This window comes from Rhodanobacter ginsengisoli, from assembly GCF_042657065.1.
GTDB lineage: Bacteria > Pseudomonadota > Gammaproteobacteria > Xanthomonadales > Rhodanobacteraceae > Rhodanobacter > Rhodanobacter ginsengisoli.
This window is the reverse complement of record NZ_JBHSNF010000005.1, coordinates 112,974-125,145: the sequence shown is the minus strand read 5'-3', so window position 1 is coordinate 125,145 and position 12,172 is coordinate 112,974. Positions and strand designations below refer to the sequence as shown.

Below are 12,172 nucleotides of genomic sequence, written 5' to 3'. Positions count from 1 at the left end.
TTTCATCAGGCAATCGAGGCAATCTGGACAAGGCCCGCCCCCCGTGCGGGCCTTGTCGTAACCTCGGGCAGCCCCACCTTTCCGATCCGGGCCTTTCATGACTGATCCGCGCATCAAGAACATCGTCATCGTCGGTGGCGGCACCGCAGGCTGGATGGCCGCGGCGGCATTGGCCAAGGTACTCGGCCCCGACTGCGCGATAAGGCTGGTGGAGTCGGAGGAAATCGGCATCGTGGGGGTGGGCGAAGCCACCGTGCCGCACCTGAAACTGTTCAACAACCTGCTGGAAATCGACGAGATCGCCTTCATCAAGGCGACCCGCGGCACGTTCAAGCTCGGCATCCAGTTCAATGACTGGGGACGGCTGGGCGATTCCTACATCCACGGCTTCGGCACGATCGGTCATGACGTCGGGCTGTTGCCGTTCCATCAGTACTGGATCAAGGCGAGGCATGCCGGCGTGGCGTCGGATATCGGCGCGTACTCGCTCAACACCGTGGCGGCACCGCGCGGCAAGTTCATGGTCTCGGCCACCGATGTTCCGGCCACGTCGCCGCTGGCGAACATCGCCTATGCCTATCACTTCGATGCCGGCCTGTACGCACGCTACCTGCGTGGTTATTCGGAGCAGCGCGGCGTGCGGCGTACCGAGGGCAAGATCGCCCGGACCGTGCTGCAGGCGGACACCGGTTTCGTCGAGGCGGTGATCCTGGAAAGCGGCGAGAGGATCGAGGGTGAACTGTTCATCGACTGCTCGGGCTTTCGCGGCCTGCTGATCGAACAGGCCCTGCATACCGGCTATACCGACTTCACCCACTGGCTGCCGTGCGATCGGGCGCTGGCCGTGCCAAGCGAGAACACGGGTCCGCCCACGCCCTATACGCGCTCCACCGCGCGCAGCGCCGGCTGGCAGTGGCGCATCCCGCTGCAGCACCGCACCGGCAACGGCTACGTCTATTCCAGCGCCCACATCAGCGACGACGAGGCCACCGCCACGCTTCTCGCAAATCTCGATGGCCGCCCACTGGCCGAACCGCGACCGCTGCGTTTCACCACCGGCATGCGCAAGAAATTCTGGAACAGGAACGTGGTCGCGCTGGGGCTGTCCAGCGGCTTCATGGAACCACTGGAATCGACCAGCATCTACCTGATCCAGTCGGGCATCGCGAAGCTGCTGCAGCTGTTTCCCCAACGCGACTTCAGCCCGGTATTGATCGATCGCTACAACGCCCAGTCCGAATTCGAGTTCGAGCGCATCCGCGATTTCCTGATCCTGCACTACTGCGCGACCGAGCGCGACGACAGCGCATTCTGGAACTATTGCCGCACCATGCCGATTCCGTCGTCACTGCAGGAAAACATTCGCCTGTTCCGCGACAGCGGCCGTTTCTTCCGCCACGCCGAGGAAATGTTCGCGAGCGTGAGCTGGGTACAGGTGATGCTCGGTCAGCACGTCATGCCTCGGAGCTACCACCCGCTGGTCGACCAGATGCCGGCGCAGGAGCTGAAAGCGTTCATGGCCAGTGTCGGCCAGGTGGTCGCCAGCTGCGTCGATGCGATGCCACCGCACCAGGCGTTCATCGATCGTCACTGCGCCGCACCCGACCTGCACAGCTGAGCATCCGCCGGACCTCAGGCATGCGCGTTGGCGACAACCGGCCTGTCCACCACCTTCACCCGTGACACAAGAGCGCTCCCCGCATGTTCCGAGATTTGCTCCGCAAGATCCCCGTCCGCCTGATCGTCGCCCTGCTTGTTGTGGGTGCCGGCTGGCAATCGCCGGCCGTCGCCAGGGAGCCAATGCGCGGCCATGCGGCATTGTCCGCCCCGCAACAGGCCCTGGTCGACGATCTGGAGAAGCGTACCTTCGAATGGTTCTGGCACGGCGCCGACCCCAAAACGGGTCTGGTACCGGACTCCTGGCCGGGTCGTTCGTTCTCCAGCATCGCCGCCGTGGGTTTCGGGCTGACCGCCTACGGCGTCGGCGCCGAACGCGGCTACATCACGCGCCAGCAGGCAGTCACCCGCACGCTGGCCACGCTGCGGTTCTTCCACGACGCGCCGCAGAATGCCAGCGAGGACGACGCCAGCGGCTACCACGGCTTTTTCTACCATTTCCTCGACATGAAGACCGGCCATCGGGCGATGCGCTATGTCGAGCTGTCCAGCGTCGACACCACCCTGCTGCTCGGCGGCGTGCTGTTTGCCGAGTCCTATTACGATCGTGACACGCCGCAGGAGCGCCAGATCCGCCAGCTCGCCGATGCGATCTACCGCGCGGTCGACTGGCCGTGGATGCAGCCGCACGCACCGCTGATCAGCATGGGCTGGACACCCGGCGGCAAGTTCATTCCGGCCGACTGGAAGGGCTACAACGAAGGCAAGCTGGTCTACATCCTGGCGCTCGGCTCGCCGACCCACCCGATCAGCGCCGATGCCTGGAAGGCGTGGTGCGCGACCTATCCGAAAACCTGGGGCACGTTCCACGGCCAGACCTTCCTCAACTTCGCGCCGCTGTTCGGCCATCAGTACAGCGAAAGCTGGATCGACTTTCGTGGCATCCGCGATGCGTGGAGCCGCCGGCACGATCTCGACTACTTCGAGAACAGCCGCCGTGCCACCTACAGCCAGCGCGACTATGCGATCGCCAACCCCGGCCACTGGACCGGCTACGGCAAGAATGTGTGGGGCCTGACGGCCAGCAACGGACCCGGCGGTGTCACCGTGCAGACGTCCGGGGGGACGCGCCGATTCCATGGTTACACCGCACGCGGCGCCGGGCTGGATTACATCTCCGACGACGGCACCATCGCCCCCACCGCGGCCGGTGGCTCGATCGCGTTCGCGCCGGAGATCGTGGTTCCCGCGTTGCAGGAGATGAAGCGCCGCTATGGCGCGGCGATCTACGACCAGTACGGCTTTGTCGATGCGTTCAACCCCAGCTTCCATGCCACCATGACCTCGCATACGGGCAGGATGGTGCCGGGCATGGGCTGGGCCGATACCGTGCAGCTGGGCATCGACCAGGGTCCGATCGTGCTCATGATCGAGAACTGGCGCAGCGATTTCGTGTGGAAGGTGATGCGCAGGAATCCGTACATCCGCAAGGGCCTGCAGCGGGCTGGCTTCACCGGTGGCTGGCTCGAGCAGGCGGCGAAGACGCCGTGATCGCACGCGCGCGCGCAGCTCCCCCACCGGCGCGACGGCAACCGCGGCGGGAACTGCTGGCGCTGGCCGTGTTCGGCCTGCTGGTGCTGCTGGGCGGCTGCTCGACTCACGCGACTGCACGCGATGAACTGACGTTCTGGACGATCGGTCGCGAGGGTGAGGCGATCCTGCAGCTGCTGCCGGAATTCGAACGGCTGCACCCCGACATCCACGTGAAGGTGCAGCAACTGCCGCTGACCGCGGCGCACCAGAAACTGCTGACCGCCTTTGCCGGTGGCTCGACTCCCGACATGACCCAGCTCGGCAACACCTGGCTGCCGGAGATGGTGGCATTGCACGCGCTGGAACCGCTGCAGGCACGGGTCGATCGCTCGGCCGTGATCCAGCCCGCCGATTACTTCGCCAGCATCTGGTCCACCAACGTGATCGACGGCACCCTTTACGGCGTGCCGTGGTATGTCGACACGCGGCTGCTGTTCTATCGGAAGGACCTGCTGAAGAAAGCCGGCTTCGACGCGCCGCCGCGCAACTGGGCACAATGGCGGCACATGCTCGCCGCGCTCAGCGACCCCCGGCGGCATACCTACGGCATCCTGTTGCCGACCAACGAATACGAGCAGCTGATGTCACTGGCGCTGCAGCAGGACTACGGTCCGGACCCGGGTGACGGGCTGCTGCGCGATGGTGGTCGTTACGGCAATTTCGAGAGTGCCGGTTTCAAGCGGGCGCTGACGTTCTACGTGGATACGTTCCGGCTGCACCAGGCCCCGCCGATCACCAATGTGGAGGCGGGCAACCCGTGGTCGGAGTTCGGCCGCGGCGTCTATGCGTTCTATTTCTCCGGTCCGTGGAACATTGGCGAGTTCCGCACCCGGCTGCCGGCCTCGCAGCAGGGCGACTGGGCCACCGCACCCTTGCCCGGGCCGGACAGCGCCGGCGCCGGCGTCGGCGCGGCGGGCGGTTCCAGCCTGGTGGTCTTTCGCCGCTCCCGGCACAAGCAGGCCGCGTGGACGCTGATCGAATACCTGTCGCGGCCCGCCGTGCAGCAGCGCTTCTACGAGCTGCTCGGCGACATGCCGCCGCGGCGCAGTTCCTGGCAGGGCGGCGCCCTGCGCGACGATCCGAAGGCGCGGGCATTCCGCGAGCAACTCGAGCACGTGCGGCCGACGCCGGCCGTGCCGGAGTGGGAGCGCATCGCCAACGAGATGCAGCTGGAGGCCGCGCGGGCGATCGCCGGCGAGCTGACCATCGACCAGGCCACTGCCGAAATGGATCGTCGCACCGACCGCATCCTTGAGAAGCGGCGCTGGATCCTCGATCATCCGCATCGCGCGCCCGGAGCGGCGCAATGAAGTCGCAGCGCGCCGCCTGGCTGTTCCTGGCGCCTGCCCTGCTGGTGCTCGGCGTGTTCTTCCTGCTGCCGGTGATCGGCGCGCTGGGGCTCAGCCTCACCGACTACGACCTCTACGCGCTGGCGGACATCCACAACCTGCGCTTCGTGGCGCTGCAGAATTACTGGAGCTTGCTGCAGCGGCCGCTGTTCTGGTCGGCGCTGGGGCATACGCTGTACTTCGTCGCCGTCGGTGTACCGTTGTCGATGGGCGCCTCGCTGGGCGCGGCGCTGCTGCTCAACTCGCCGCTGGCGCGCTGCAAGCCGTTCTTCCGCACCGCGTTGTTCGCGCCGGTGGTGACCACCGTGGTCGCGGTCGCGGTGATCTGGCGCTACCTGTTCAACACCAAGTACGGCATCGCGAATGACGTGCTGGGCCATCTGGGCATCCATCCGGTCGACTGGCTGGGCGATCCGCACTGGGCGATGCCCACGATCATCGCGTTCGCGGTGTGGAAGAACTTCGGCTACAACATGATCATCTTCCTGGCCGGCCTGCAGGCGATTCCGCTGGATCTGTACGAGGCCGCGCGCATCGACGGGGCTTCGGCATGGCGTCAGTTCCGCCACATCACCCTGCCGATGCTGGGGCCGACCCTGCTGATGGTGGGCATCCTCACCGTGTCCGGCTATTTCCAGCTGTTCGCCGAGCCCTATGTGATGACCGAGGGCGGCCCGCTGCAAAGCACCACCAGCGTGCTGTACCTGATGTACGACGAAGGCTTCAAGTGGTGGAACCTGGGTTCCGCCTCGGCGGTGGCGTTCCTGCTGTTCGTGATCATGTTCGCGGTGACCGTGCTGATGCTCCGGCTTGCCCGGCACGGCGAACCGGCCGATGGAGGAGTGGCGTGAATCCGCGGCTGGCCAGGGCCCTGATCAACGGTCTGCTGATCGGCGCGGCGGCGATCGCGCTGTTTCCGCTGCTGTGGATGCTGTCGGTATCGTTCATGCCGCCCGGCGCGGCCAGCGCGCTGCCGCCACCGCTGCTGCCGAGCCACCCCACGCTGGAGAATTACCGCACGTTGTTCGTGCGCGCCGGCATGGGTCGCTATCTGCTCAACAGCCTGGCCGTTTCCAGCGCCATCACCCTGCTGTCGCTGATGTTCAACCTGATGGCGGGCTATGCGTTCGCCAAGCTGCGCTTCGCCGGCCGCGAGCGACTGTTCCAGGGATTGATCGGCGCACTGGTGATTCCGGCCCAGGTGGCGATGCTGCCGTTGTTCCTGCTGCTGAAATACATCGGCCTGGTCAACAGCTACGCCGGCGTGATCGTGCCGGGCATGGCGACCGTGTTCGGCATCTTCCTGGTGCGCCAGTACGCCCGCGGTATCCCCGACGAGCTGCTGGAGGCGGCTCGCATCGATGGCGCCGGCGAGTGGCGCATCTTCAGCCAGATCGTGCTGCCGCTGCTGAAGCCGATCATGGTGACACTGGCGATCTTCACCTTCCTGGCGGCCTGGAACGACTTCATGTGGCCGCTGATCGTGCTGACCGGCCAGGAGCACTACACGCTGCCGCTGGGGCTGGCGTCGCTGGCGCGCGAGCATGCGCAGGACAGCGAGCTGATGATGGCCGGCTCGGTGGTTACCGTGCTGCCGGTGCTGCTGCTGTTCCTGGCGATGCAGCGTTACTACCTCGAAGGGCTGCTGCTGGGCAGCGTGAAGGGATAGCCCGAACGCTTCGTGCGGGGCAGACTGCGGCAGGCGGATCGACTGGAAATGGCAGCCATGGTGATCGTGGTGATGGGTGTATCGGGCAGCGGCAAGAGCACATTCGGCGAGGCGCTGGCCCACGCCGAGCACTGGGATTTCCAGGACGGCGACGAGCTGCACCCGGCCGCCAACCTCGACAAGATGCGAGAGGGCATCCCGCTCGATGACGACGACCGCCGGCCGTGGCTGGATCGCGTGAGCGCGTGGATCGCCGACCAGCTGCAGCGACACCGCCACGGCGTGGTCGCCTGTTCCGCGCTCAAGCGCAGCTATCGCGAACGGCTGCGCCGGGCCGGACCTGATGTGCGCTTTGTCTACATTCGTGTGCCCCACGACGAACTGCAGCGGCGCCTGCAGCAGCGCGATCACTTCATGCCGGCCTCGCTGCTCGAGAGCCAGCTGCGGACGCTGGAGGAGCCGGCCGCAGACGAGGATGCGTTGACCCTCAACGGCATCGACGCACCCGAACGCCTGCTGGCGGCGGTGCGTCGATGGCTGGATGGCCAGGAGCTTCCCGTCGCCTGACCGACCTCCGGCAACCCCGCTGCGACGAGTGCCTGCTTGCGGCCGCTTCCCACGCCAGCGTACAGCGACGGCGGTCAGAACTTGCCGGCGCGGAAGTCGGCGATCGCTTCGTGGATCTCGGCCTGGGTGTTCATCACGAACGGCCCGTAGCGCGCGACGCTCTCCTTCAGTGGCTGGCCGGCCACGACCAGCAAGCGCGAGGGCGTGTCGCCAGCGGCGAGCTGCAAGCGGTCGCCGTCGGACAACACGCCCAGTTCACTGCGCTGCAGCCGCTCGCCACCGACCAGGGCCGACTCGCCCTCGAACACGTAGGCGAAGCCGTGATGGCCGACCGGCAAGTCCAGGCTCAGCTCGGCGCCGGGCTGCAGACTCACGTCCAGATACACGGGGGCCGTGGCGATGCCCTCGACCGGCCCGGTGGCACCGGCCAGCTCGCCGGCGATCACCTTGACCTCGACGCCCTCGGCCGGGTGCACCACGGGAATCCGCTCGGGCGCGATGTCCTGGTAGCGCGGTGCAATCATCTTGTCTTTCGCCGGCAGGTTCACCCACAGCTGGAAGCCCCACATCAGGCCATCTTCCTGCTGCGGCATTTCCGAATGCAGGATGCCGCGTCCGGCGGTCATCCACTGCACGCTGCCCGGCGACAGATCCCCGCGATTGCCGTGATTGTCCTGGTGCTGCATGTGCCCGGCCAGCATGTAGGTGACCGTCTCGAAGCCGCGATGCGGATGCTCGGGAAAGCCCGCGATGTAGTCGCCGGCCTGGTCGGAACGGAACTCGTCCAACAGCAGGAACGGATCGAGCATGTCCAGGCCCGCCTGGCCGATGACGCGCTTGAGCTTCACGCCGGCACCGTCGGACGTGTCGGTGCCGCGGATGCGACGGGTGATATGACGATCGCTCATGGCTTGCTCCGGCAAAGGACGATGGCCGCCAAGATGGCCTCGCTGGCACGCTTATCCAAGCATCCGGGCACGAACGGATCGTTCCGCTGCGGCGACAGTGCGGGAAGCGAGTGGAGGGAGTGGGTAACGAGTGAAACGCAACGGCGCGTCGCCCGCCGCCCACTTCTCACTCCTGTCCACGCATTCCTGCCCTCAATGCACCCAGTGCCCGCTGCGCTGGCGTGGCGGCGTGCCGTCTTCCTCGTCACCGGGTCCCGGACGCTGCTGCAGCACCATGGTTTCCACTTCCGCCTCGGTGGCCGGCTTGGCCTGCCAGTACTGGTTCACCGCGCTCAGCACCGCCGGCACCTGCGCCAGGCATTCGTCATACTCTTCGTCGCTGAGCTTCTCGAATTCGGTGTCCGCGCTGAGGATGCCTTCGTCCACCGCCAGCGCCATCACCGGGCCCAGCAGCTCCATCAGCTGCGGGTCCTCGGACAAGCGGTTTTCCCACAGCGCCGCGCGCAGGTCGATGCCGCGGCTGAAGCCTTCGCACCAGCCCGCGGCGGACAGCATCGGCCCGGTTTCCAGCTCGACCTCGCCGAGAATCGGCTCGTAGGCATCGACATCGAGTTCGGCGCTGATCGAGTCGTTGAGCTTGGCCAGCAGGGCCAGCACGCGATTGCCTTCGGTCTCGTCGGCGAACGGTTCATGCAGCACTTCGGGCAGCCATTCGTCCGGCAACACCAGCAGCGGGCCTACCGCCAGTGCGCTGAGCAGGCCATGCACACCGTCCAGCAACAGGTCGCCCTCGCCGGTATGCGCGCGCAGGTAGCGATCCAGTTCATCCAGTTCGTTGTCGTCCAGCGAACTGGGCCATTCGGTCTTTGCAGTCATACGTTCAGATATCCAGTTCCAGCGTCACCGGAGTGTGGTCGGAAGGGCGCTCCCAACGACGCGGTTCGCGGTCGATCGCCGCCGTCGTGGCCGCGGATTTCAGTGCCTCGCTGATCAGGATCAGGTCGATGCGCAGGCCCATGTTGCGACGGAATGCGGCCTGCCGGTAGTCCCACCAGCTGTAATGTTCAGCGCCCGCTTCGAACAGGCGGAAGCTGTCGTACAGACCCAGATCGGTGATCGCCCTGAGCCCGGCGCGCTCGGGCGGCGAACACAGGATGTCCTCGCCCCAGGCCACCGGATCGTAGACGTCGCGATCGTCGGGGCAGATGTTGAAATCGCCCAGCACGACCAGCCGGGGATAACGTTTCAGTTCAGCGGCCAGGAACTCGCGCACCCTGGCCAGCCAGTGCAACTTGTAGGCGTATTTCTCGTCGCCGACCGCCTTGCCGTTGACCACGTAGAGATCGACCACGCGCAGTTCGCCGATCGTCGCCGCCAGGATCCGCCGTTGCGGATCGTCCAGCCCGGGAATGTCGGTGACGACGTCACCGGGCTCGCCGCGGGCCAGGATCGCGACGCCATTGTAGGTCTTCTGGCCCGAATACACCGCGCGATAACCGGCCGCTGCCAGTTCGTCGACGGGGAATTTCGCGTCCTCCAGCTTGGTCTCCTGCAGGGCCACGATGTCCGGCCGGGCGTCGGCCAGCCACTGGGTCAGATGCGGCAGGCGCACCTTCAGCGAGTTCACGTTCCAGGAGGCAATCTTCATCGCGGCATTGTAAGGGAAGCGCCGGGACGGGTTGCCCGAAACCGCGATCCGCCGGGAATCCGGGGCGTCCCGGCCGAATCCGGTGCGGCGCACGAGGAGTGCCGGCACCCGCCCGAAATGGCGCTGTGGCGCGGTTCGCGCCCGCAAACACGCGGTTGCTGGCGACGTCGGCCGATCCGCCTACAGGAATTTACGCAAAAAACCCACCGAAGCCACAAGTTCCAGTGTATGCTGGCAAAGCACGAATCCGAGAAGACCCGGATCTCTTGCTCCTATTGCGGTCAAGTGCATTTCGCTCCAAGCCGCAAACCATCCATGCTTCAAAGGTAATGTTACATGTCGGATCGTCAGAGCGGTACAGTCAAGTGGTTCAACGACGCCAAAGGTTTTGGCTTCATCACGCCGGAAAGCGGTGATGACCTGTTCGTGCATTTCCGCGCGATCCAGGGCACGGGCTTCAAGTCCTTGCAGGAAGGTCAGCGCGTCACGTTCATCGTCACCAAGGGCCAGAAGGGCCTGCAGGCTGAGGAAGTCCAGGTTGCCTGAATCCTTCGGGATTTGAGCGATCTTGAAAAGCCCGCTTCGGCGGGCTTTTTTTTGTCCGCCGTTTGTCCGATGGCTGGAAGCATCGGCCCCGGATGTGCTCCGGGGCGCACGATCGGAGGGTGGTGATGGTCAGGCCAGACCGTGGCTGCGCAGCAGCGCCTCGGGGTCGGGCTTGCGCCCGCGGAACGCGATGAAGCTTTCCAGCGCCGGACGACTGGCGCCGACGGCGAGAACTTCACGACGGAAGCGTTCGCCGGTGGCGCGATCCATCACGCTGCCATGCTCCCCGGCCTGTTCCTCGAACGCGCCGAACGCGTCGGCACTGAGCAACTCGGCCCACAGGTAACTGTAATAACCAGCCGCATAGCCACCGGCGAAGACATGGCTGAAGCCATGCGGGAACCGCTGCCACGCCGGCGGATGCAACACGGCGACCTGCTTGCGCACCTCTTCGAGCACCGCCAGGGTGCAGGCGCCGCGCTCCGGGTCGTATTCCAGGTGCAGCAGGAAATCGAACAGCGCGAATTCCAGCTGGCGCACCAGGAACAGGCCGGCGTGGAAGTGGCGCGCGGCGAGCATGCGCTCGAACAGTGCCTCCGGCAGCGGCTCACCGGTTTCGTAGTGACGGGCAAACAGATCCAGTGCGGCCCGATTCCAGCCGAAGTTCTCCATGAACTGGCTGGGCAGTTCCACCGCGTCCCACTCGACCCCTTCGATACCGCCGATCGAGGGCAGCGCGATCCCGGTCAGCAGGTGATGCAGACCGTGGCCGAATTCGTGGAAGAGGGTCAGCACGTCGTCATGGGTGAGCAGCGCCGGCCGACCTTCGGTCGGCGGCGCGAAGTTGCAGGTGAGAAACGCCACCGGCAACTGCAATTGTTCGCCGTCGTCGAAACGGGCGCGGCAGACATCCATCCAGGCCCCGCCGCGCTTGCCGTTGCGCGCATACAGATCCACATAGGCCCCGGCGAACACCCGGCCATCGGCGTCGCGCACGTCGTAATAGCGCACGTCCAGATGCCACACATCGACACCCTCGCGCGCGGCGAGCGTGATGCCGTAGAGCCTCCCGGTGAGCCCGAACAGGCCCTCGATCACCGCCGGCAACGGGAAGTACGGCTTGAGCTGCTCCTCGTCCAGCGCGTACTGCCGCTGGCGCAGCTTCTCCGAGGCGTAACCGACATCCCACGGTTCGACGTTGTCGAGTTTCAGTTCGGCCCGGGCGAACTCGCGCAACGTGGCCAGCTCCTGCTGTGCCACCGGCTTCGCACGCGCGGCCAGATCGTGCAGGAACTCCATCACCTCGGTCGGCGAGGAGGCCATCTTGGTCGCCAGCGACTCTTCCGCGGCGTTGGCGAAACCCAGCAGCTGCGCGGCCTCGTGGCGTAGCGCCATGATCTTTTCGATGCGCGCGCTGTTGTCGAACTTGCCCGCATCCGGGCCCTGGTCGGAGGCGCGCGTCTGGTAGGCCCAGTAGACGCGCTCGCGCAGGTCGCGATTGTCGGCATAGGTCAGCACGGCCTGCACGCTGGGTTGTTTCAGCGTCACCAGATAGCCGTCCAGTTGCTGGTCCTCGGCATACTGGCGCAACACGGCACGGCCGGATGCGGGAATCCCGGCAAGATCGCGCTCGTCGGTGACGTGCTCGTGCCACGCCTCGCTGGCATCCAGCACGGCGTTGGAGAATTCGGTGGACAGTTTCGACAGCTCCACGCCGATCTCGCGGAAGCGCGAGCGCGCCGGTTCGTCCAGCGCCACGCCGGACAGGCGGAAATCGCGCAGGGCATGCTCCACCAGCGCGCGTTCGGGGCGCGGCAACGCGGCGAAGTCCGGCGCGTCGGCCAGCGCCTGCACGGCGGCATACAGTTCGCGGTTCTGGCCCAGCTCGATCGCATGTTCGGTGAGTTGCTCCTCGGCCGGCCCATAGGCGGCACGCAGTACCTCGCTGTCCGCTACCGAATGCAAGTGGGAAACCGGTGCCCAGGCACGCGCCAGACGCTGCTCCAGTCGTTCCTGGGTCAGCATCACCGTGGCGAAATCACGCGGCGCGCCAGGCGCGACCAGCGCGTCGATGGCATCGCGATAGTCGGCCAGCAGCTGGTCGATCGCCGGGGCGATGTGCTCCGCCCGGATCTGCGAGAACGCCGGCAGGGTGTCGTCGGAAAGCAGCGGGTTGTGCGCGTTCATGAGATCTCCTGTAGACCGCCAGCGTGGCGATCGCGGCGCCCGAAATCAAGCACGGGGCGCCGCCGCCCACGCACGATGGAACGATCCG

At 66.1% G+C, this 12,172-nt stretch carries 11 protein-coding genes; 7 read left to right on the top strand and 4 right to left on the bottom strand.

Going from position 1 to position 12,172, the window contains the following annotated elements; translation table 11 throughout:
* The first annotated feature begins 97 nt into the window (after positions 1-97).
* The 6 genes from ACFPPA_RS18085 (at position 98) to ACFPPA_RS18060 (ending at position 6,795) form a co-directional block, all read left to right on the top strand.
* Positions 98-1,618, top strand: a complete 1,521-nt coding sequence (locus tag ACFPPA_RS18085; RefSeq protein ID WP_377322469.1) for a tryptophan halogenase family protein — start codon at positions 98-100, stop codon at positions 1,616-1,618.
* A gap of 83 nt (positions 1,619-1,701) precedes the next feature.
* Entirely contained in the window at positions 1,702-3,168 is a 1,467-nt protein-coding gene (locus ACFPPA_RS18080; RefSeq protein ID WP_377322467.1) for a glucoamylase family protein, read from the top strand.
* Between the two features lie 53 nt (positions 3,169-3,221).
* A complete protein-coding gene (locus ACFPPA_RS18075) occupies positions 3,222-4,520 on the top strand; it encodes a sugar ABC transporter substrate-binding protein (protein WP_377322631.1) in 1,299 nt (432 codons plus the stop codon).
* The gene (locus tag ACFPPA_RS18070) at positions 4,517-5,410 is read left to right on the top strand and encodes a carbohydrate ABC transporter permease (protein ID WP_377322465.1); all 894 of its coding nucleotides are present in this window, start codon (positions 4,517-4,519) and stop codon (positions 5,408-5,410) included. The genes ACFPPA_RS18075 and ACFPPA_RS18070 overlap by 4 nt, the downstream gene beginning before the upstream one ends.
* On the top strand, positions 5,407-6,228 hold the full coding sequence (locus tag ACFPPA_RS18065) for a carbohydrate ABC transporter permease (RefSeq protein ID WP_377322464.1): 822 nt from the start codon (positions 5,407-5,409) through the stop codon (positions 6,226-6,228). Before ACFPPA_RS18070 ends, ACFPPA_RS18065 begins: the two co-directional genes overlap by 4 nt.
* Before the next feature lie 48 nt (positions 6,229-6,276).
* A complete protein-coding gene (locus ACFPPA_RS18060; protein WP_377322462.1) occupies positions 6,277-6,795 on the top strand; it encodes a gluconokinase in 519 nt (172 codons plus the stop codon).
* Between the two features lie 74 nt (positions 6,796-6,869).
* Here the strand turns inward: ACFPPA_RS18060 and ACFPPA_RS18055 are convergent, their stop codons facing one another.
* The 3 genes from ACFPPA_RS18055 to xth form a co-directional block, all read right to left on the bottom strand.
* The gene (locus ACFPPA_RS18055; RefSeq protein ID WP_377322460.1) at positions 6,870-7,703 is read right to left on the bottom strand and encodes a pirin family protein; all 834 of its coding nucleotides are present in this window, start codon (positions 7,701-7,703) and stop codon (positions 6,870-6,872) included.
* A gap of 192 nt (positions 7,704-7,895) precedes the next feature.
* Positions 7,896-8,579, bottom strand: coding sequence for a YecA/YgfB family protein (locus ACFPPA_RS18050; protein ID WP_377322458.1), 684 nt, complete (start codon positions 8,577-8,579; stop codon positions 7,896-7,898).
* 4 nt (positions 8,580-8,583) lie between these two features.
* A complete protein-coding gene (xth, locus tag ACFPPA_RS18045) occupies positions 8,584-9,351 on the bottom strand; it encodes an exodeoxyribonuclease III (RefSeq protein WP_377322456.1) in 768 nt (255 codons plus the stop codon).
* A 336-nt stretch (positions 9,352-9,687) separates the two neighbouring features.
* Here xth and ACFPPA_RS18040 point away from each other — a divergent pair, with 336 nt between their 5' ends.
* Positions 9,688-9,897 carry a cold-shock protein gene (locus tag ACFPPA_RS18040; RefSeq protein WP_007082376.1) on the top strand — a complete coding sequence of 70 codons (210 nt, stop codon included), beginning with the start codon at positions 9,688-9,690 and terminating at the stop codon, positions 9,895-9,897.
* Between the two features lie 129 nt (positions 9,898-10,026).
* On the opposite strand, the gene ACFPPA_RS18035 is transcribed toward ACFPPA_RS18040, so the two are convergent.
* Positions 10,027-12,084, bottom strand: coding sequence for a M3 family metallopeptidase (locus tag ACFPPA_RS18035; RefSeq protein WP_377322454.1), 2,058 nt, complete (start codon positions 12,082-12,084; stop codon positions 10,027-10,029).
* Positions 12,085-12,172: the final 88 nt, after the last annotated feature.